At 57.7% G+C, this 20,103-nt stretch carries 19 protein-coding genes and 1 tRNA gene; 3 read left to right on the forward strand and 17 right to left on the reverse strand.

Annotated elements, in window-relative coordinates; genetic code table 11:
* Positions 1–45 precede the first annotated feature (45 nt).
* From GC177_07070 to flgI, 8 genes are all read right to left on the reverse strand, one after another.
* Complete coding sequence (locus GC177_07070; protein ID MBI1275717.1) at positions 46–1,563, reverse strand: methyltransferase domain-containing protein; 1,518 nt, start codon at positions 1,561–1,563, stop codon at positions 46–48.
* Positions 1,564–1,566: 3 nt separating this feature from the next.
* Complete coding sequence (locus GC177_07075) at positions 1,567–2,733, reverse strand: hypothetical protein (GenBank protein MBI1275718.1); 1,167 nt, start codon at positions 2,731–2,733, stop codon at positions 1,567–1,569.
* A 217-nt stretch (positions 2,734–2,950) separates the two neighbouring features.
* Positions 2,951–3,547, reverse strand: a complete 597-nt coding sequence (locus tag GC177_07080; GenBank protein MBI1275719.1) for a hypothetical protein — start codon at positions 3,545–3,547, stop codon at positions 2,951–2,953.
* 43 nt (positions 3,548–3,590) lie between these two features.
* Entirely contained in the window at positions 3,591–4,496 is a 906-nt protein-coding gene (locus tag GC177_07085; GenBank protein MBI1275720.1) for a hypothetical protein, read from the reverse strand.
* A 30-nt stretch (positions 4,497–4,526) separates the two neighbouring features.
* On the reverse strand, positions 4,527–6,965 hold the full coding sequence (gene flgK / locus GC177_07090) for a flagellar hook-associated protein FlgK (GenBank protein MBI1275721.1): 2,439 nt from the start codon (positions 6,963–6,965) through the stop codon (positions 4,527–4,529).
* 44 nt (positions 6,966–7,009) lie between these two features.
* Positions 7,010–7,507 carry a hypothetical protein gene (locus GC177_07095; GenBank protein MBI1275722.1) on the reverse strand — a complete coding sequence of 166 codons (498 nt, stop codon included), beginning with the start codon at positions 7,505–7,507 and terminating at the stop codon, positions 7,010–7,012.
* 3 nt (positions 7,508–7,510) lie between these two features.
* Entirely contained in the window at positions 7,511–8,026 is a 516-nt protein-coding gene (locus GC177_07100) for a hypothetical protein (GenBank protein MBI1275723.1), read from the reverse strand.
* An 8-nt stretch (positions 8,027–8,034) separates the two neighbouring features.
* A complete protein-coding gene (flgI, locus tag GC177_07105; protein MBI1275724.1) occupies positions 8,035–9,207 on the reverse strand; it encodes a flagellar basal body P-ring protein FlgI in 1,173 nt (390 codons plus the stop codon).
* Positions 9,208–9,487: 280 nt separating this feature from the next.
* On the opposite strand from flgI, the gene GC177_07110 reads away from it, so the two are divergent.
* Positions 9,488–9,916, forward strand: a complete 429-nt coding sequence (locus GC177_07110) for a hypothetical protein (protein ID MBI1275725.1) — start codon at positions 9,488–9,490, stop codon at positions 9,914–9,916.
* A 32-nt stretch (positions 9,917–9,948) separates the two neighbouring features.
* On the forward strand, positions 9,949–10,392 hold the full coding sequence (dksA, locus tag GC177_07115; GenBank protein MBI1275726.1) for an RNA polymerase-binding protein DksA: 444 nt from the start codon (positions 9,949–9,951) through the stop codon (positions 10,390–10,392).
* Between the two features lie 71 nt (positions 10,393–10,463).
* Here the strand turns inward: dksA and GC177_07120 are convergent, their stop codons facing one another.
* The 3 genes from GC177_07120 to GC177_07130 all read right to left on the reverse strand — a co-directional run bounded on the left by GC177_07120 (position 10,464) and on the right by GC177_07130 (position 13,256).
* Entirely contained in the window at positions 10,464–11,243 is a 780-nt protein-coding gene (locus GC177_07120) for a hypothetical protein (protein MBI1275727.1), read from the reverse strand.
* Positions 11,244–11,397: 154 nt separating this feature from the next.
* A complete protein-coding gene (gene glnA, locus GC177_07125) occupies positions 11,398–12,837 on the reverse strand; it encodes a type I glutamate--ammonia ligase (protein MBI1275728.1) in 1,440 nt (479 codons plus the stop codon).
* Positions 12,838–12,917: 80 nt separating this feature from the next.
* Positions 12,918–13,256 (reverse strand): P-II family nitrogen regulator, encoded by a 339-nt coding sequence (locus GC177_07130; GenBank protein ID MBI1275729.1) that lies wholly within the window; start codon positions 13,254–13,256, stop codon positions 12,918–12,920.
* Positions 13,257–13,449: 193 nt separating this feature from the next.
* Between GC177_07130 and GC177_07135 the strand changes: the two genes are divergently transcribed.
* Positions 13,450–13,526: transfer RNA gene (locus GC177_07135), tRNA-His, on the forward strand.
* Between the two features lie 8 nt (positions 13,527–13,534).
* Here GC177_07135 and GC177_07140 read toward each other — a convergent pair.
* From GC177_07140 to GC177_07165, 6 genes are all read right to left on the reverse strand, one after another.
* Positions 13,535–14,800, reverse strand: coding sequence for a hypothetical protein (locus GC177_07140; protein MBI1275730.1), 1,266 nt, complete (start codon positions 14,798–14,800; stop codon positions 13,535–13,537).
* Positions 14,801–14,998: 198 nt separating this feature from the next.
* A complete protein-coding gene (locus GC177_07145; protein MBI1275731.1) occupies positions 14,999–15,325 on the reverse strand; it encodes a cupin domain-containing protein in 327 nt (108 codons plus the stop codon).
* 3 nt (positions 15,326–15,328) lie between these two features.
* Positions 15,329–18,274, reverse strand: coding sequence for an excinuclease ABC subunit UvrA (uvrA, locus tag GC177_07150; GenBank protein ID MBI1275732.1), 2,946 nt, complete (start codon positions 18,272–18,274; stop codon positions 15,329–15,331).
* Between the two features lie 89 nt (positions 18,275–18,363).
* Positions 18,364–18,828: a hypothetical protein gene (locus GC177_07155; protein MBI1275733.1), complete on the reverse strand. Its 465-nt coding sequence runs from the start codon at positions 18,826–18,828 to the stop codon at positions 18,364–18,366.
* Positions 18,829–18,885: 57 nt separating this feature from the next.
* Positions 18,886–19,455, reverse strand: a complete 570-nt coding sequence (locus GC177_07160; GenBank protein ID MBI1275734.1) for a hypothetical protein — start codon at positions 19,453–19,455, stop codon at positions 18,886–18,888.
* Positions 19,456–19,548: 93 nt separating this feature from the next.
* The coding region (locus GC177_07165; GenBank protein ID MBI1275735.1) for a DUF541 domain-containing protein at positions 19,549–20,103 on the reverse strand (555 nt) is incomplete at its 5' end.

Genomic DNA, 20,103 nt, shown 5'->3' on the forward strand with positions numbered 1-20,103 from the left:
AGACAGGGCGAAATTTTTTGCGCGGAGCCGGTTAACACCGCTTAATCATTCTGGCGGCGCGAATTCCGGCAGCTTGCCGCCGCCACGCCTTGCCCGTTCTTTTTCCAGATAAGCCTCCAGCGCTCCGGGATATTTCTCCACATAAGGCTGGAGAATTTCATTATGGCCTTTAAAGCGTGGTATGCCGCTTTTACGCAAATAGATCCACTGCAACGGAGCCAGCGCATTATATAATTGGCGGAACTCTTCTTTCAACGTCACGAAATTCGCCTTGTTCTTTTCCCCTTCCGGCGTTTCCATTACTTTGCGGAAAATCTCCTTCACGCTGCGCTCGCCGTCGAAATAACGGCAGATCAGGTGCATCATGGAGGTACGCTGTACATGGGCCACCCATTTCTGGTTGGGCGTGCGCAACTCAATATATTGGCCGACATTGGCCTTGTCCATCAACCCGGCCAGGCTTTCATACGCCCTCAGGTCAAAGATCATGGAAAGGGATGGCACCATGTCCATATCCTCTTCCCAGTTGGGCAGGGGGCGCTCCTTGAAGGACGCATAGCATTCCTGCTTATGCCCATCGGCCATGATGATTTCGGAAATCGCCTGCTGTTCGCGCAGGGGCAGTTTCATCACATGCGCCAGCAGGTCCATGTCTTTGATATAAAGTGCGGGGTCGAGCGACACGGCCCCCATCTCGCGGTTGAAGGTGAACAGCTTGTTCAGCGTAAGCCCCGCCCCTTCCACATAATCATAAAGCTGCGGAATGGTATAGGCGCGGTCCTGCGTGTGGAGTAGCAAGTCATAGATCCCCCCATCGGCGGCGAGATCCCCCTCAAAACGCTTATAATCGCGGGTGAAGGGGTTGCTGGAAGGCAACCCGCCGCGCAGGATTTTTTTCACATTCTCGATCTTCTGCTGCTTGTCCGTTACGCCCTGGTTCACATGGCGGAACAGCTCCTGCATCAGATAAATGCTCATGCGGCCGTAATAGCCATAGAGCATGATGGAAATCACGCCATCCTCATCCAGCGCGCTCACCAGCGCCTTCAATCCGTCATCCGGGCTGGCCAGGTGATGCAGCACTCCCGCGCAGTCGATAAAATCGAACTTGCCGATGCCGAGCGAAGGAATATTCAGCAGTGAATCATGAATCCAGGTGATGTTGGTCAACCCGCGAATCTCCGCGCGCTGCTTGGCCACCCGCATTGAAGCGCTCGACATGTCGAGGTAAACCACCTCGGCCTCCGGGTTATCGCGCAGCTGCTCGGCCAATGCCATCGTGGTGGAGCCGGTTCCGCCTCCGGCGATCAGCACCCGGGTTTTGCCCTGGCGCAAATCGCGCTTGCCGGAAAAACCGAAATGCGTGATGGCGTCGAACTGGGCGTTGATGGGACAGAAGAAACGAAACTTATCCCATTCCGGATCAAAGGGCGGATAAGGCAGGTCCTCATACTGGTCGCGCACCTCGGCCAGATAGGTGCCGGATTTAGGCCCCTGCGCGGGTGTGGGTGCGGGTTCACTCGGCTTCGCCGCGGCTGCCTGCCCGAAAAGATCGCCTGTCATACGCTACTCCAATATCCTGATAACACCATTGATACGCGGCTCGCGCTGCCAGCCGTAATCGGCACAAAGCGCCAGCCATAATTCCGGCCCGGCCAGATGATCCAGCACCCGCGCCAGCGGCTGAACGGTGGACACCACTAGTTCGGCTGTAAATTCCTCACCCTTTGCCAAACGGCACACCAGAGCAAGCTTGACCATCGCAAAACGCACCGCCATCAGCAACGCACGGTCAAACACCTTGCTGCCCATGCCGCCCAGCGGGTGCAGATGCAGGCTGACCTGCCCCTGAATCCACCGCTTGAGCACCGGCTCCAGCTTCTCGGCATTCGCCTGCCAGCAGGCACGCAGGTCGGTCTTTACATGCTGCCAGTTTTCCGGGGTGATGAGGCTTTTGGCCTGCCAGTCCACTTCGGCGTTCAAACATTGGGAAACCGCATCCAGCACGCGCTGCAAACGCGGCGACGGCGTTTTGCCGGTCCCGCCGAACAGAATCACCAGCGCGTGCAGCAACCGAAAAATATCCAGTATGTCCTTTTCCGGAGCGGCACGGCGGCCTGCGGCCATTTTGATATAAAACGGCACCGCCTCCGGCCAGGACTCGGCGGGCAGATGGTCCAGCGACTGGCTGACGGAGAGAATATCCCCCATCAGGGCCGAAGCGGCGCCCTCACCTTTTGCCAGATGCAAAAAGGAGGTGACCATCGCAATGGCTGCCTCGCCGGAAACACCTTCACCGTAATGGCGCAATGCCTCCGGCAGCCGCTCGAATTCCCCGCCCACATAATCCCATCCGCCATCCTGCAGCAGCCCAAGCCGCACAATCTCCGGGCATGACAAGGCGGCCGACTGCACAACATTATGTTCGATATGCCGGGTGGAACGCGGGTAAAAATAACACGCATCGCCAAGGAATTGCTCGCCCCGGTCACGATGGATGCCGCAAAGCCCCGCTTCAAGTTTGATGCAGGCGTCGGTGGCGGGGTCGCGCTTCATGATGGCGCCGGAAGGCCCTTCCGCCACCGCGGCCAGAAGATCGGGCGCCTTTTCCGCATAAAGCGCCTGAATGCGCGCATTCATCTGCATGTCCCACCCGCGGCAGCACGTATCCTCGCATTCCGCGCCCAGGCAATGAAACTTCTCCAGCAATGCGATCTGCAATCCCTGCGGCACCTGCACCCTGCTTTATGTTATTGGAAATCTTGTAGCCCCACCGAAAGCGAAACACCAGCGCCTCCTTTAGAGGGGCAAAGGCTGGGATGATTTCGGGTTCTGGTGTGCAAAAAAGCGACGATTTCGAGGCTTCCAACCGGAGCGTAGCAGCGCTACGTGAGGATTGGAAACGCAGAAAGCTAAGCGTTTTGCCACCGGAACCCGAAAGCGCCCAGGCTTAGTCGTCGTAGGTGCCTTCGAGCATCACCCCCGCCGAGCTGATCATCTGGCGGATCTCATAGATATTATTGGGCAGCACATACTGCGCGGCGGTCAGCTTGGCCGTGTCGATAAAGATCGGCGCGCGGGTGTTCACGGAAAGCGACACGCTGTTCACGCGGCGGTGAATGGTCACCACCAGCACCACGGCCGCATCGGCCTGGGCGATATCGAGCGTCTTGCAGGCTTCGATGATATCTTCTTTTTCAATGAACTCGTTGGTCAGCTCAACCGGCAGCACCATGAAGGCCAGATCATCGTCGGTCATGCATTGCACCAGCTTGAAGCGCGGCAGCTTGGTGAGCGGAAAATCCACCATGCAGAAATACTGCTTGTCGGGCATGCCCACAAAACCTTTGGGGAAGAACACGGCGCGATCCTTGTTGACCGTGACCTTGCCGAATCGCGTGTTCACTTCGCGCGTGGAAGGTTGCTCTTTCAAGCTGTCGGTCGGTGTAGGTAAAGCGCTGGTATTCATAGCAGCTCCAAGTAATGCATTCGTGGGTGTCAGCGGTTCCGGCTTGCCGGATTGGCTGGAGAGAGATAGTGCGAGCATGGTTGCCTCCTTTGGTTATAACGCCAAAGCCGTTACCTGTCACTTAACGCAGGAAGTCGGCTAGGTTTAATCCTGAAATACGTGAGAATGCCTGGAATGACGCCTGCAACACGCTATTGTTGACGGCCAGTTCCGTACTGGCGGCAACCGTGTCCGTGTTCACGGCGTCACCATAAACACCCTTTACATAGGCCTTGGTGGATTCGTGGTAGGTATTCGCATCCTGCAGAATCACGATATTGCCGTTGATGCGGGATTTGGTGACGTTCACGCCGTCGGCCGCCTGGTTGGCAAGATCAAGCGCCTTGTCCAGCAGGCTGTTATCGCCCGTCTGATAAGCCTCAATGGCGGTGTTCATGGCGGCGAATAATTTTTGAAACCCGTCATCGCTGGCCTTGATGCCGTAATTCAGCAGCAACGTATCGGTCACGCGCGCATTCAACGTTTCGTCGTCACCATTATAATAAAGCGAATCCGGTGTACCGGTGATGGCATTGTCCGGCACGGGAACCTGCACCGGGGCAACCGTGGTCTTACCGCCTGCGAACAGGTAGCTTCCGCCGATATTGGTGTTCAGCTGCGCCGCCGCGTTGTTCACATTGGCTTTCATGATGTTCAGGAATGCGCCGAACTGGGCTTCCGTTGCGCCCTTGGACTGGATGATGAGCTTGGCCACATCATCGGCTATCTTGGCGATATTATCCACCGAATCACCCATTACCTGAAGCCGCGCGCCGATCAGATCGTTGGATTCGATATACTGATTGGTGGTCTTCAGCTTGTTTTCAAACGCGTTCACCCGCTCCACCGAACCGTGCAGCCCCTGAAAGGTCGTGGCCTTGAGCCCGCTGGAAATCTGCTGGTTCAGAATCGCCATATTGTTTTGCGATTTACCGTATTCGGTAATCACATTGGTGAGGTAGGCGTGGGTGCTGATGCGTGAAAGCATGGCGTTATCCGTTTAACAAAGTGGCCGTTATTAGAAGGAATTCATCAATGCATCGAACATGGAGTTCACCACCGTGATCACCCTGGCCGATGCGCTGTAGGCATTTTGATAGATGATGGTATTGCCCACCTCTTCGTCCAGGTTGACGCCGGAAATGGCATCGCTCTTGGACTGGTAGGTCTGGTAAAGAAGATTGTCATTGTCATATTGCTGCTTGGCAAATTCAGCCACGGCCGCCGTCGCCCCAAGGAAGGACGAGGAATAGCCGCTTAATGTCTGGTCCGTCACCGGCAGCAGGCCGGATTCCGCAAAAGATGCCTGCGCGAGCCCGAGATCGGCCATCGCCTGCACCGCCTGTTTGCCCCCCGCGCCAAGCTCGTAGGTATAAACGGGCTTGCCGCCGACGCTGCCGAGGTGGGTTTGCGTCAGTTTACCGGTGCTCAGATAGTTCGAATGGTCGATAATATCGGTACGGATGGACAGGTTCAGCGCCGAATTCTTGAACGTATCATTGCCCAGATACGGTGTGTTCTTCACGAAATTATTGTTCTCGTTGAAGAAGTTGTTCAGCCCGAAATAATGGGAAATCCCTTTGCCGGTGCCAACCTCTGGCGGGGTGGCGAACAGGCGCCCGTTATCGTAGGAAGTCCCTTCCGACATCGCAATGCGGTGATCCGGATCGAACGTGTTGATTTTCAGATAACCATATTCACCCGGCTGAACGGGCAGTCCCTTGTCATTCACGAACTCGGCACGGGCGATGGCGCTTGGATCGCTCGGCAACACCTGGTAGGCATTACCCCCGCCTGAAGTCGTGGCGATGAAGCGGTTGTTTTTGATCTCCCCCGGCACGCTGTTATCCACCACGAAGGTCAGCGTATCGGTGGACACGTTACCATTGGCGTCCGTCACCTGAATGGTCACGTCGATCGTGTTTGGCCCCACAACGCCGGTGCCCGTGATGCCCCATTCCGTGCCCGTGCGCCCGGTAAAACCGGCATTAACATTATACGCCGTGGTGGGAACACCCGCGGCAGGAAAACCGTTGATGGTCGCGCCCAGTATCTGCACCGTGGCCGTATTGTCGGAAATATTCTCAAAATCGAAATCCAGCGAAAGCGCGCCGGTTTGCGGCACGTTCTCGATGTTGGAAACCAGGCGGACGTTGGAGAGATTGCCCAGCTCCCACTTGGCGCCCTGCGGCCCCAGATAGGCGTTCATCTCATCGGCAATAGTCTGGCCCGTATGCCAGCCCACATCGCCCTCGCCCGAGTTGAAGTTCAGGTTCAGCTGCGCGGGGCGGAAACCACCCGTTTCCTGTGAAAGCGGGTCATTGATCGGATAGGGATTATCCAGCGGTGTACCATCGGGATTGACGATGCCGATCAGGGCGGACCCCTGCCAGTTGCGTACTTCCTGCGGATCCACGGCAACCTGTCCGGTCAACGTGTCCGGCGGCGGAAAACCGGCGCCGTCATTATGGATGGCATTGATCTTCTCGCGCACGCCTTGGGCCAGCGTATCCAGCGTGTTCAGAATTTCCGGAATCTTGACGTTGCGCACCTGAAGCAGCCCGTAAAGCTTGCCGCTCTTCATCGGCGTGGAGAAGCTGCCTTCCGTGCTGGCAGCCACCAGCGTGGCGGGCGGCGCCAGCGGCTTGAAGGTTTTGCGGTCCACCGCGGTGGACGTAATCGGCCCGAGCGTACCGTCATTGATGAACGTATCCACGCCCGAAGCAGGCGTATATTGCAGCTGGTGCAGCTGATAATCCACCAGGCCGATGCCCCCTGCGGCGGCCACCGTCGCGCGGCCGTCCTTGAGGTAACGCACACGGATATCGAGCGACTGGCTGAGCTGATTGACCAATGCATCCCGCTGGTCGTAAAGGCCGACCTTGGTCTGCTTCAGCGCATCGGCATTGGCGATGGCGATATTGACGTCATAGAGCTTGGTCAGCGTATCGTTGATGGTCTTGACCTCGCGGCTGATATCCAGCTCCGCCTCGTAACGCAGCTGCTCAAGCCCATAGGCCGTATCATTCATGGAACGCGCCAGCGTGCTGGCCGTTTTCACCGCATTCTCGCGCAGCGAGGCCTTGTCCGGGCTGTCGGCCAGGTCCTGCATGGCGGAGAAGTAATTGTCGATATAGGCGTTCAGCGAATTATCCGAGGCGGGCTTGCCGGTCACCAGCTGCACGCGGTCCATGTAATCGCTGATGACGGAGGAATCCATGGTGATGGATGCCTGCATCTGGGTAGTACGCTGCAGATACTGGTCCACGTTGCGGGTGACATCGGCAATCTTCACCCCCGCGCCGGAATTATTCACATATTGCGATTCCAGCTGAAGATTCTGGCGCGAATAGCCCGGCGTGTTCGCATTCGAAATATTTTGCGAAAGCACGTTCAAGGCGGACTGGTTCACCCGCAGGCTGGAAAGCGCATTATTGAGCGCGAGGCTTAACGCCATGGTAATCTCCCTTTATCAATCGCCTTCGTCACCATGCCTATGCCCTACACCGTGTCATTGATGGTCATGGAAAGCGACTGGGTGGCAAGCATGGCGCGGTTGTCTTTTCCGCGCTGGTTATAAAGGCCAACGGACTGGCTGTTCTGCATCAGCGCTTCACGCACCGCGCCGATCACATCCTGGTTCACCTGATAAGCCACTTTCAAATGGCGCAGGTTCTCCTTCAGAATATCCTGAAACACCCGGCTGATTTCACGCAGATGCTCCTTCTCCTCGCGGTCGAGTTCCTGCACCCATTCCGGATGGTTGTCCATTTCATAGCGCATGGCTTCCAGCGCGGTGATGAGCTTATGTTTTTCAGCCTGCATCTTGGCCAGTTCCTGAATGCGCATTTCCTTGAGGCATTCAATCTCCACTACCAGGATATGCGCCAGGCGGCTCGTCATATGGATCAGCGTTTCCACATCCAGAATCGGCGCGTTCAGCGCGGGCTGCATGTCGATGGTCATCGGCACGGAATGCTGGGAAGGATGAAACTGCATGATCTACTCCTGCTCTGCGGGTTGTGGGGTGCTGTAAGAAGGCGCGCTGGGTTTCATGGCGGAATCCGACACGCGTGGAATGGCATAAAGCGGTTCCATACCGGGCAGCTTGGCCTGCACGGAATCCTGGTCCATGCCCTGCATGGCAAGCATCTGGCGCTTCACATCCGCCGCCACGCCAATGCCGCCGGCATTGGTCATGGATTTGGCATATTCATCCAGCAGCAGGCTCTGCACCATCTTTTCGCCGAAGCCGCCATTGAACGGCGCCGGGTTCTCCAGATTCTCCGTCATCGGCTTCAGCATCTCGGACAGAAAGACCGATTCGAACTCCTTGGACTTATCCTCGATCTGCTTCAGCTTCATATCGTTGCGCTTATGCGCGGCGCTGTTGGCCACCTCGGCATTACCGCGCATCTGCTGTTGAAGCATCTGGGCTTTTTTGCGGCTGGCTTCATCGATGGCGGTAATGGCCCCAACGGGTGAACCGGGCGAGATGCCGAATGTGAAATTACCCATAAAACCTCCTACCGTGCTTCGATTTCGGCCTGCAGCGCGCCGGATGCCTTGATGGCCTGCAGAATGGTGATCAAGTCGCGCGGGCCGACGCCAAGGGCATTGAGCCCGTCCACCAGCTCGCGCAGGGTGGGTGCGCTTTCCAGCATGGCCACTTTGCCGGTGCCGCCTTCGGTTACCCCGACATTGGTGCGCGGAACCGCCACGGCGGGCGTGCCTTCAGGGGCAAATGCACCCGGCAGGGCCACCTGCGGGTCTTCCTGCACATTCACCGTCAGGTTGCCCTGGGCCACCGCCACGGTGGAAATGCGCACATTCTCGCCAATCACCACCGTACCCGTGGATTCATCGATCACGATACGGGCGGGCTGGTCGGCATCGATGCGGAGATTCTCCACTTCGGCCATCAACCCGGCCATGTTGCCGCCAAACCCGCGCGGACGCGTCAGGGCGATGGTGGCGGGGTCAAGCACTTCGGCGGAGCCCGGCCCGAGATGTTCGTTGATGGCGTTGGCCACGTTATGCGCCGTGGTCGTATCCGGATTGCGCAGCGAAATGCGCGTGTTCTGCATATCATTGAGGGCAAACGGCGTTTCGCGCTCCACAATGGCCCCGTCGGAAATGAACCCGCTGGTTGGCACGCCTTTCACCACGTTCTGCGCATCGCCGCCTGCCTGAAAGCCGCCAATGGCAACCGGCCCCTGCGCCACGGCATATACTTCACCATCCGCACCATATAAAGGAGTAGCCAGCAGCGTGCCGCCCTGCAGGCTTTTGGCATCGCCCATGGCGCTCACCGTCACATCCACGCGCGTGCCCCCACGGGAAAAGGGTTTCAGTGTTGAGGTCACCGTCACGGCCGCCACGTTGCGGGATTTCAGGTCCGCCCCGCGGGTGTTCACGCCGAGGCGCTCCATGAAGGAAACAAGGCTTTCCTCGGTGAATTTGTTGTTGCGGATCTTATCGCCCGTGCCGTTGAGGCCGACCACCAGGCCATAGCCCATCAGCATGTTGTCGCGCACGCCTTCGAATGTCACGATATCCTTGATGCGCGCCGTGGTCGCATCCGCCTGCTGGGTCATGGACCATACGAAGATCATAGAAAGGAAGCTGATCTGGACGATACGCAATACCCAGCTCCAACCGATGGGGGGCAAGGCGAGTGTCTGTGTATATCGGGTCATGGTTCGCACCAATCAAAGTGATTCGAAACCACTATGCAGAAATCGTGCCAACTGCTCCTTATCCACAGGGCAAATGGTGTTGAGCAAGTAAACTCCTGATAATGAAGCGAAGCGACCGGCCCCTTGAGGACCCGCGCCACTATTGGCACGAAGCCTTCGCGTAGCGAAGGTCGGGCAAAGGATGAAACCTGACCGGGGCAGGTTTCATATGGCCAAAAAACTAGTATTGTCGCCGCGTGAGGATTAAGATAGGCATGGCCACAATGGAAAGGCTGCCCGAATGAACGATTTCAAAATTGGCGGTCCCGGCGGGGTTGGCAAACCCGGCGACCTGAAGAAGAAACGTGGCGTCGGCAGCAGCGATTCCGCCGCCTGGGCGGACGCGCTTTCCGAAGCGGAAGGCCGTTATGGAACCGGCGCGCCGGTTTCCGTCAATAATCTGGGCTTCATCCCCCCCGTCATCCCCAATCTTGAGGACGGCACCCCGGAAAAAAAGGAGCAGGAGCGCGGCGAAGCCCTGCTTCAGCGGCTTGACCGCCTTCGCCACATGCTGCTGCTCGGCAGCATCAGCATGGGAGAGCTGAAAGACATTCAGCATCTGGTCTCCAGCCGCCGCAAGGATGTGATGGACCCAAGGCTTTTGCTGGTGATGGACGAAATCGACACCCGCGCTAAGGTGGAACTTGCGAAGCTGGAAAAGCTCCGCTAATCTCCCGTGCTCTGATAACTAGGGGGTTCATAATGACCGTTAAATTGGAAGCCAACTACAAGCCCAGCGAAAAAGAAGAATACATGAGCGCGAAGCAGCTGGAATATTTCCGGCAGAAGCTGGTGGCATGGAAAGAGGAGCTCCTGGCCGAATCCCGCGAGACGCTGAAGCACCTGAAGGAAGAAAACTGGCAGGAGCCGGACTTAAACGACCGCGCCAGCATCGAAACCGACACCGGTATCGAACTGCGCACCCGCAACCGCTACCTGAAACTGGTGGAAAAGATCGACTATGCCCTGCGCAAAATCGAAAAAGGCGAATATGGCTATTGCGAGGAAACCGGCGAGCCCATCGGCATCAAACGCCTGGAAGCCCGCCCGATCGCGACCCTGACCATCGAAGCCCAGGAACGCCACGAGCGCCTGGAAAAACAATATAATGACGACACCGACGAAGAATTCATGCAGGCCGAATAATCACGCCCGCATGCATACAAAAAGGCCGCTCAATGATGAGCGGCCTTTTCTTTTGATACGAAGAAATGAAATTAAGCGGATTTCTTGGCCGCAACCGGCTTTTGGGCTTTCTCAGCCACCTTCACCAGCAGTTTGGCGGCTTCGTCCACTTCCTTGGCATTGGTGAGCTTCACCTTGGAGAAACCGGGGCGGTCCTTTTCCAGCTTCAGGCTGGTGGAACCCAGCGTCTCCGCCGTGCCGCGCAGTGTCACCAGCAGGGACTTGTCGCGCTTTTGAATGCGGACGGACCAGAAATTATCCCCCGTCTGCGAGAAACGATACTGGTCGGTCGGCTGCTGCTTGAGCGGCGCATTATAGGCTGCGCGCACCTGGTTAAGCAGCTTTTTGCCCAGTTGCTGCACTTCGCTGCCCGCGCCTTCCAGCAGCTTGGTATAATGCTCGTCACCAATCACTTCGGCCGCGCGGGACATGCGCTTGCGGCCGCGCTTGGCGGGGATCTTCGTCACGCTGGCCTTCTTGCCCGCCTTGGCCTTGCTGCCGGCAGGGCGGCCCGGCTTGCGCTTGGGCTCGGCGATCACTTCGCTCTTGGTCGTCTTATCCAGCGTGTAAAGTTTGCTTTGGATGAACACCACGTCCATGCCCTTGCCGCGCGCCAGAAACTGCACATTCTTGACCGGGAAGGAAAGCGTGCGGGAACGCTTGTCGTAATCCGCGCGGCCCAGCAGCACCACCGCCACATCCGCCTTGGGGGCCTTGCTGTCGCCCAGAATGGCGAGGTCCTGTTTTTCCACCATCGCACGCCATACGCCGGGCGTCAATTGCACCACGGAACCAATTGTCACTTTAAACATAGGAAACTCCTGAGATTTTCCCCCTCATATACGCCGTATATATGAATGTCAAAAACATACGAATATACGTATATGTTTCTCATACAATTTTTATATGAACAAAAAAGGCCGCCCTCCATAACCTGAAGGGCGGCCTTCGTTGCAATACGGCTGACTACACGCTGTAATACATATCGAACTCGATCGGGTGCGGAGCCATTTCCCAGCGCAGCACCTCTTCCATCTTGAGTGCGATGTAAGCGTCGATCTGGTCGTCGGAGAACACGTCGCCCTTTTTGAGGAAGGCGCGGTCCTTATCCAGCGATTCCAGCGCTTCACGCAGGGAACGGCACACGGTCGGGATGTTGCTCGCTTCTTCCGGCGGCAGGTCATAGAGGTTCTTGTCCATGGCCTCACCCGGGTGGATCTTGTTCTGGATACCGTCCAGACCGGCCATCATCATGGCGGCCAGCGCCAGATACGGGTTGGCCGTCGCATCCGGGAAGCGCACCTCGATACGCTTGGCGTTCGGGCTGTTCACATACGGAATGCGGATGGAAGCCGAACGGTTGCGCGAGGAGTAAGCCAGCATCACCGGCGCCTCATAACCCGGCACCAGGCGCTTGTAGCTGTTGGTGCTGGAGTTGGTGAAGGCGTTCAGTGCGCGTGCATGCTTGATGATGCCGCCGATGTAATAGAGGCACATCTCGGACAGATCGGCATATTTATTGCCCGCAAACAGCGGCTTGCCAGCTTTCCAGAGGGACTGGTGGCAATGCATGCCCGAGCCGTTATCACCGAAAATGGGCTTGGGCATAAAGGTTACCGTTTTGCCGTAGGAATGCGCGACGTTATGCACCACATATTTATATTTCTGGATGTTGTCGGCGCTGCTCATCAGCGTGCTGAACATGAAGCCCAGTTCGCACTGGCTCGGAGCCACTTCATGGTGATGCAGGATGGATTCCATGCCGACCATGTCCAGCGTGCTCATCATTTCCGCACGGATGTCGGAAAGCGAATCCACCGGCTGCACGGGGAAATAGCCGCCCTTCACGCGCGGGCGGTGGGCGAAGTTGCCGGCTTCGTAATTGCGGCCGCTGTTATACGGGCCTTCCTCGCTGTCGATCTCGTAGAAGCTGCCGCGCATGTTATTGTCAAAACGCACATCATCGAAAATGAAGAACTCGACTTCCGGGCCGAAATAGGCCGTATCGGCCAGGCCGGTTTCCTGCAGGTAGGATTCGGCGCGGCGGGCGGTGGAGCGCGGATCGCGCACATAGCCCTGGCCGGTGGCGGGCTCAATCACATCGCAGAACACGTTCATGGTCGGCTGCGCGGTGAACGGGTCGATAAAGGCGGAAGCGGCGTCTGGCATCAGAATCATGTCGGATTCATTGATGTTTTTGAACCCCTGGATGGAGGAACCGTCAAACATCACGCCGTCTTCAAACGTACCGGCATTCACTTGCTTCACGGAAAAGGCGGTGTGCTGCAGCTTGCCTTTGGTATCGGTAAAACGGAAATCCACAAATTCGATTTCCTCGTCGCGCATGCGCTTGAGCAGTTGCTCAGCGGCATCGCCTTGCTTGAGAGCGGTGCTGGTTTTGGCCATGATGGGTCCTTTGGCGTTGGGGTTGTTAAGGTAGTGATGGTTATACCTGCAAGCCCAGCGGCTGGGCTTGCAGCTAGAACCTAGACGGCTTCTTCGTTTTCCTCCCCCGTGCGGATGCGGATCACCTGTTCCACGGGAATGACGAAAATCTTGCCATCGCCAATGCGGCCGGTGCGCGCCGTGGTCTGGATGGCCTGAATCACCTTGTCCACCTGGGCATCTTCCACAATCACTTCGATTTTGATTTTGGGCAGCAGGTCCACCACATATTCCGCCCCGCGATACAGTTCCGTATGCCCAAGCTGGCGGCCAAAGCCCTTCACCTCCGTCACCGTCAACCCGGCAACCCCGGCTTCCTGAAGAGACTCCTTCACCTCATCCAGCTTGAAGGGCTTGATGATGGCTTCGATTTTCTTCATAGGAAACAGCGCCAAATGGAGGGATTCCGCCTTATAGCAGGCTTTTTGCAAATGCGAAGGGATTTTGTAAGGCTTTGTTAAGTTTTTCGGCTGTTTTACCCGCATCCGGGCGCTTGACTTTGCGCTCAATCTCGCGTTTATTGCGGCCCTCGCTGAGCCTGCTGCCACGCAGGCTGTTTCAGCGGCACGCATGGCGGGTGTAGCTCAGTTGGTTAGAGCGCCAGATTGTGGCTCTGGAGGTCGAGGGTTCGAGACCCTTCACTCGCCCCATGCAACGCCTAGGAAGCGATCTCTTCCAGGAAATGCTGCACTTCCTGCTTCAGCTTGTCGGATTCCATCGTCAGCGTCTCCGATGCCGTCAGCACGTTTTGCGCCGCACTTGCCGCCTTGCTGGCGGATTGCTTCACTTCTTCAATATCGCTGCTGATGCGCGTGGTGGCGCCCGCGGCGGTGGACATGCTCTGGGCAATCTCGTTGGTGGTGGCGCTTTGCTGCTCAACGGCGCCCGAAATGGCCGACGTATAGCCCTCCACCTGCGTGATCACCTCATTGATGGAGGAGAAGGCGCCGATCACCTGATTGCAGATATCCTGGATCTGGTTAACATTTCCGGCAATTTCCTTGGTGGCGTCCGACGTCTGGTTGGCCAGCGTCTTCACCTCGCCCGCCACCACGGCAAAACCTTTACCGGCCTCACCCGCGCGGGCGGATTCGATCGTGGCGTTCAACGCCAGCAGGTTGATCTGGTTGGCGATATTATCGATCAATTGCACCACTTCGCCGATCTTCAGGGCGGAAGCCTCCAGCATGCGCGAAATCCCATCCGCCTTGTGCGTGATGGAGACCGCATCCTTCACCTTATCGTTGGAACGCAGCACCTGCTGCACCACCTCGCGCGTGGTGGCGGACATTTCCTCCGCAGCCGCGGCCACGCTCTGCACGCTGCCGGAGGTAGACGTGGCGGCCGAGCTCACATTCTCCGCCTTGCTGCTGGCAAAGCTCACTTCCAGCGCCATGCTCTCCGCCGTTTTGTGCAATTCGCCGGAAGCATCGGCCACGGCATGAATAATCTGCTGCACACGTTCCTGAAAGCGCCCGGCCAGGTCGCGCATAGCCTGTTTGCGGTCGCGCTCCATGTGTGCTTCGCCTTCTTTCTGCTTCTCTTCCAGCAGGCGCTTCTCAACGGCATTCTTCTTGAAAATCTCTACCTTGCGGGCCATGCTGCCGATTTCCGTGCCTTCAGCAATATACGGAACATCAACCTCCAGATCGCCCTCGGTCAGGCTGCGCATGGTTTCCCCAAGGTTACGAACTTTTTTGGTCGAAATCTGATAGATAATGGCGCCCACCACCACATTCACCGCCAGCGCCGCAATCACCTGCATCTGCAGGTCGCGCATGAAGGGAACGGCAGCTTCCGCACCGAAGGTATGGAAAATATGCGAATAGGTCTTAAACGCAAACCCGATACCCACAAGCGACAGGAAAATCGCGGTCGACTGTAACTGGAAGGAAAGACTGCGGGATAAACGGAGTATATTCATACGGGCCTCGTGCCATCATCAGGGTCATTACATGACCGAAACTGGTACAAAGGGCTTAACAAAAGCTGAATGGCATTATTTTCATATGGGTTTTTTATACATGATATGTATAAGGGAAAGCGGTTGTATCGATATCGATATTAACATGCATAAGTCATTGGAATGCTTCTAAAAAAACCGATGGTTATAAAAGCCGGGTCATTCACCACCCTTTGGTCCCCAAAAGACAACCAGCACCAGCAGATCATCGCTGAAATCCTCAAACCTGTGCTCGCTGCCTGCCCGCACAAACAGCACATCACCGGCGGCAATCGTCACGCGCTCCTGCTCCAGTACAAAAAACCCATGGCCGGAAATGACGTGATAAAGCTCATCCTGTTCATGCGGCTGCTGGTTATCCACGCCTTGCGGAGCAAACAGCTCCACGCTCATGCTGCCGTGGCGCAATAACTCGGCAAATGGTTTATCCGCCATGCTCAAGCGGGATGCGGCATCCGTGGCCGTAACATGCCAGTGCGGGGGCATGTGTCAGGCAGCCTCTTTTTTCCGCGCGCCTTTGGTGGCTTTGGCGGGTTTGGCAGGCGCTTTGGCCTTGGGCTCATTCGCCTGTTTTTTTCCCTTGGCAGGTTGCTTGCCCAGCAGCGGCACCAGGAACGGCCCGGTCACGCTGGCATGGTTTTCGGCAATCGCCTCCGGCGTGCCGGTAGCAAGAATCCGCCCCCCCTTGGCGCCCCCGCCCGGGCCGATATCGATGATCCAGTCCGATGTCTTGATGACGTCCAGATTATGCTCGATCACCACCACCGTATTGCCGGAATCCACCAGCTGATGCAGCACGCCGAGCAGTTTCTTGATATCCTCGCTATGCAGCCCGGTGGTCGGTTCGTCCAGGATATAGAGCGTACGCCCCGTCGATCGGCGCGCCAGCTCGCGCGCCAGCTTGATGCGCTGCGCCTCCCCGCCCGAAAGCGTCGTGGCCGACTGGCCGATCTTGATGTAACCGAGGCCCACTTCCTGCAGCGCCACCAGCTTTTCATGCACCGATGTCTGCGCTTTGAAGAAATCCACCGCCTCGTCCACCGTCATGTCCAGCACCTCAGCGATGGATTTGTCGCGGTAGGTCACTTCCAGCGTTTCGCGGTTATAGCGTTTGCCCTTGCACACGTCACAGGTCACATACACGTCCGGAAGGAAGTGCATCTCGATCTTGATGAGCCCGTCGCCCTGGCAGGCCTCGCAGCGACCGCCCTTGACGTTGAAGGAGAAACGGCCGGACTTGTAACCCCGCGCCTTGGCTTCCGGCAAGGCGGTGAACCAGTCACGAATCGGCGTAAACGCCCCCGTATAGGTCGCCGGGTTGGAGCGCGGCGTGCGGCCAATGGGCGACTGGTCGATCTCGATTACCTTGTCGATGAACTCAATTCCCTCGATCCGGTCATGCGGCCCGGGGATATCCTTGCTGCCATTGAGCTTCTTGTTGATGCACTTATAGAGCGTCTCAATCACCAGGCTGGATTTGCCGCCACCCGAAACCCCGGTGAAGCACACGAAACTGCCCAGCGGAATGTCCGCCGTCACGTTCTTGAGGTTGTTGGTGCGCGCACCTACCACGGTGATGTGCCTGCCCTGCTTGGCCTTGCGGCGTGTTTCCGGCACCGGGATGCTGCGCTTGCCGCTGAGATATTGCCCGGTGATGCTGTTGGGGTTGGCCATCACCTCGCCCGGCAGCCCTTCGGCCACCACATAGCCGCCATGCACGCCCGCACCCGGCCCCATATCGATCAGGTAATCCGCCACGCGCATCGTGTCCTCATCATGCTCCACCACCAGCACCGTGTTGCCGAGGTCGCGCAGATGGCGCAAGGTCGCCAGCAGGCGGTTATTGTCGCTCTGGTGCAGCCCGATGGAAGGCTCATCCAGCACATACAGCACGCCCGTCAGGCCGGAGCCGATCTGCGACGCCAGGCGGATGCGCTGCGCCTCCCCGCCCGAAAGCGTGCCCGCCTCGCGCGATAGCGTCAGGTAATCCAGCCCCACATTCTTCAAAAAACCGAGCCGGTTGACGATTTCCTTCAGGATCTTCTCGCCGATCTGGTTATGCTTGGAGGAAAGCTTTTTCGGCAGCTTCTCGAACCAGCTCACCGCATCCTCGATCGGCAGGCGCGTCACTTCGCCGATATGCTGGCTGCCGACCTTCACGCAAAGCGCTTCGGGCTTCAGGCGGTTGCCATTGCAGGCATGGCAGTCCGTGCTGTTCTGATAGCGCTCAAGGTCCTCGCGCATCCAGGGTTCGCTGTCGCGGTAGCGGCGCTCCAGGCTCGGGATCACGCCTTCGAACGGCTTCACCACGCGCTTGCGATGGATGCCGTCCTCGTAATCAAACTGGACATTCTCGCCATTCGACCCATGCAGGATGAGTTGCTGATGCTCCTCGCTCAACTGGCGGAACGGCTTGTGCAGGCTAAGCTTGAAATGCCGCGCCAGCGCCGCCAGCGTCTGTACGTAATAACGCGACGACGAACCCGCCCATGGTGCAATCGCCCCTTCCTCAAGCGTTTTGCCGGTATCCGGCACCACCAGCTCGGGGTCGAAAAATGTCTCCGCCCCCAACCCGTCGCATTCCGGGCAGGCGCCGAATGGGCTGTTGAAAGAGAACAGGCGCGGCTCGATTTCCGCCAGTGTAAACCCGGAAACCGGGCAGGCGAACTTCTCGGAGAAGGTCATCCGGTCACCGCTCTTATGGTCCCCCGCCGCCGCGGCGAACTCCACATAGGCAAGCCCATCGGCCATTTTCAGCGCCGTCTCGAAACTGTCCGCCAACCGGCGCTCAATCTCCGGCTTCACCACGATCCGGTCGATCACCAGCTCAATATCGTGTTTCTTGTTCTTATCCAGCGCCGGGTGCTCGCCGATCTCATGCATCGCGCCGTCGATCTTCACGCGGGTGAAGCCCTTCTTTTTGGCTTCCAGCAATTCCTTCACATATTCGCCCTTGCGGCCGCGCACGATGGGCGCCAGCAGCAGGATCTTCGCCCCTTCAGGCAGGGCCATCACCGCATCCACCATCTGGCTGACCGTCTGGCTTTCAATCGGCAGGCCGGTTGCGGGGGAATGCGGAATGCCGATGCGTGCATAAAGCAGGCGCAGGTAATCATAAATCTCCGTCACCGTGCCGACCGTGGAACGCGGGTTGCGGCTGGTCGTCTTCTGGTCGATGGCAATGGCGGGCGAAAGGCCGGTGATGCTTTCCACATCCGGCTTGTTCTGCATGTCCAGAAACTGCCGCGCGTAGGCCGAAAGGCTCTCCACATAGCGGCGCTGCCCCTCGGCATAGATGGTATCGAACGCCAGAGACGACTTGCCCGATCCCGAGAGCCCCGTGATCACCACCAACTCATTGCGTGGGATGGAAACGCTGACATTCTTGAGGTTATGTTCCTTGGCGCCGGTAACGACGATATGGGACTGGTCCATGCATTGCCTGTCTGGAAAAGGAGGGGCTATATCTTTACCCCTCCCGGCCAGGGATGTCTAGCCCTAGTGGGCGACAGAGCATAAAGGGCTCATGCGCCTTTTTGCGCATCCAGAACCAGGCTGTTCAAGAGCATGGCCGTATTCCAGATCATGCCCCTGTCTTCTGGTAAGGGCGGCAGATGCCCCGTATCAATGGCATCGCACCGCGACAGGTCCTGACAGACGGCCTGAATAACCCCATCCGGCGCACGCTTGAATGCGGGTGGAAGGATGTTACGGGAAGGCGCATGGTCCATAAACTGCTCATGCGCATGCCGCAGCAAACGGTCGTGAAACAGCCCGGTCACCGCTTCCGCCTGTTCTTCCGGCAGGAAATGCTCCAGTATGTGCAACGCAGTGGAAAAATTGAGCCCGGCCTCGGTCACCGGCTCCACCAGATGCAGCACATGGCGGTAAAAGGCCCCCTCCACCACATTGGCATAAAAATGATCGGCCACATAGGTCAGCGCCGCATCATCCACCCGGCCGTCGGCAAGCGCGTCAAGCCCGGGCACGGGAAACCCCAGTGCGATGTCAAAAACATGGGTAACGGTCATGATGAAAAAACGGGATTACTGCCCGTGGCCGCCAAGCGCAGCCTGCTGCGCCTTCATCAGCGTGGCCACATGGGCTTCCACGCTCATCATGCGGGCAAATTCCTCACGCTTCTTGGTCAGCGTTTCTTTGGTGACGGAAACCAGCACCACCAGGCGGCTGAACACTTTTTCCGTATGGCGCACCAGCTTTTCCAGGCTCGGCACCACGGTTGCGGTCAGGTTTTCACCCACCTCGCCGCCCACTTCCTGAATCTGGCTGATGGTACGGTTCACGGCCTTGAACATACGCTGAAACGCGCCGCGCATATTGAAGGCATTGGCGGCCTTGCCCTTGTCCGGCTGCTGCACGAATTCGCAAAAACCCTGGCTCAGGTCATCGGCGGCATCCAGCACTTCGTCCACCAGTGGCTCCACCACGGCAACCTGCTCGTCCTGAAAACGCGCCAGCGGGTGATTGGGGGTATCGGCAAGCTCTTCGGCAATATCATAAATCACGAGGATTTCCTGATACGCCTCGTCATATTCGGCGGCCGTCGGGGCACTGTAAAAACGCTGTTCTTCCATCGGCTTAAACCTGATGCTCACCTGTTGGGATAATCTTTTTTAGCATTCGCGTATGACGCTATTATGACATACACCGCCCCAAAAGGCGAGCCAAAGGTTAAGGCCCATTAACAACTAGGGCTTTAAGAGAACGGATGCGCCCACGGTCAGCGTCACATCCGTCTGCCCCGGCTCGGCCACGGGGGTTGCCATATCCGCCGCAGCCCCGGCTTCCGCCCGCATCATCATGGCCTTTGGCATGTAGGGCACCACATTGGCGTTGGAATCCACATTGATTTCCAGCAGCTCGTAGCTGGATTTGCCCAAGCTCTTGGCCATCAGCGCCGCGCGTGCCTTCAGCGTGCCCAATGCGCGGGCAATCAATTGGTCGCGGAAACCTTCCGCCTTTTCGGTAGACAGGATATAGTTGAGGCCATTCATGGCAAACCCCATATCTTGTAATTTGCCGGTCAAATCCAGCACAGCGGCGCTGTCCTTGCCTTCCAGTTCAATCGTCTGGCTGCCGCGCCATTTCAGCCTGGGTTTGGCCTTGCTGCCCGCCGGTTGCGGGTTTGGGTCGTAGGAATAGATGTTGTAGCTGCCGGTGTTCACCTTCACGCTGGTCACCGCCTTGGCCTTGGCAACACCTGCCTGCATGGTGCGGTTGATGGCATCCTGCACCGTGCGGGC

Source organism: bacterium, from assembly GCA_016124905.1.
In the GTDB taxonomy this organism is placed as follows: Bacteria; Pseudomonadota; Alphaproteobacteria; order Rickettsiales; family RI-342; genus RI-342.

Excerpts from the sequence above, each read along its gene's own strand:
- GC177_07070 (MBI1275717.1), bottom strand. The coding sequence starts at position 1,563 with ATGACAGGCGATCTTTTCGGGCAGGCAGCCGCGGCGAAGCCGAGTGAA.
- GC177_07080 (MBI1275719.1), bottom strand. The coding sequence starts at position 3,547 with ATGCTCGCACTATCTCTCTCCAGCCAATCCGGCAAGCCGGAACCGCTG.
- GC177_07085 (MBI1275720.1), bottom strand. The coding sequence starts at position 4,496 with ATGCTTTCACGCATCAGCACCCACGCCTACCTCACCAATGTGATTACC.
- flgK (MBI1275721.1), bottom strand. The coding sequence starts at position 6,965 with ATGGCGTTAAGCCTCGCGCTCAATAATGCGCTTTCCAGCCTGCGGGTG.
- GC177_07095 (MBI1275722.1), bottom strand. The coding sequence starts at position 7,507 with ATGCAGTTTCATCCTTCCCAGCATTCCGTGCCGATGACCATCGACATG.
- GC177_07100 (MBI1275723.1), bottom strand. The coding sequence starts at position 8,026 with ATGGGTAATTTCACATTCGGCATCTCGCCCGGTTCACCCGTTGGGGCC.
- flgI (MBI1275724.1), bottom strand. The coding sequence starts at position 9,207 with ATGACCCGATATACACAGACACTCGCCTTGCCCCCCATCGGTTGGAGC.
- GC177_07110 (MBI1275725.1), top strand. The coding sequence starts at position 9,488 with ATGAACGATTTCAAAATTGGCGGTCCCGGCGGGGTTGGCAAACCCGGC.
- dksA (MBI1275726.1), top strand. The coding sequence starts at position 9,949 with ATGACCGTTAAATTGGAAGCCAACTACAAGCCCAGCGAAAAAGAAGAA.
- GC177_07120 (MBI1275727.1), bottom strand. The coding sequence starts at position 11,243 with ATGTTTAAAGTGACAATTGGTTCCGTGGTGCAATTGACGCCCGGCGTA.
- glnA (MBI1275728.1), bottom strand. The coding sequence starts at position 12,837 with ATGGCCAAAACCAGCACCGCTCTCAAGCAAGGCGATGCCGCTGAGCAA.
- GC177_07130 (MBI1275729.1), bottom strand. The coding sequence starts at position 13,256 with ATGAAGAAAATCGAAGCCATCATCAAGCCCTTCAAGCTGGATGAGGTG.
- GC177_07140 (MBI1275730.1), bottom strand. The coding sequence starts at position 14,800 with ATGAATATACTCCGTTTATCCCGCAGTCTTTCCTTCCAGTTACAGTCG.
- GC177_07145 (MBI1275731.1), bottom strand. The coding sequence starts at position 15,325 with ATGCCCCCGCACTGGCATGTTACGGCCACGGATGCCGCATCCCGCTTG.
- uvrA (MBI1275732.1), bottom strand. The coding sequence starts at position 18,274 with ATGGACCAGTCCCATATCGTCGTTACCGGCGCCAAGGAACATAACCTC.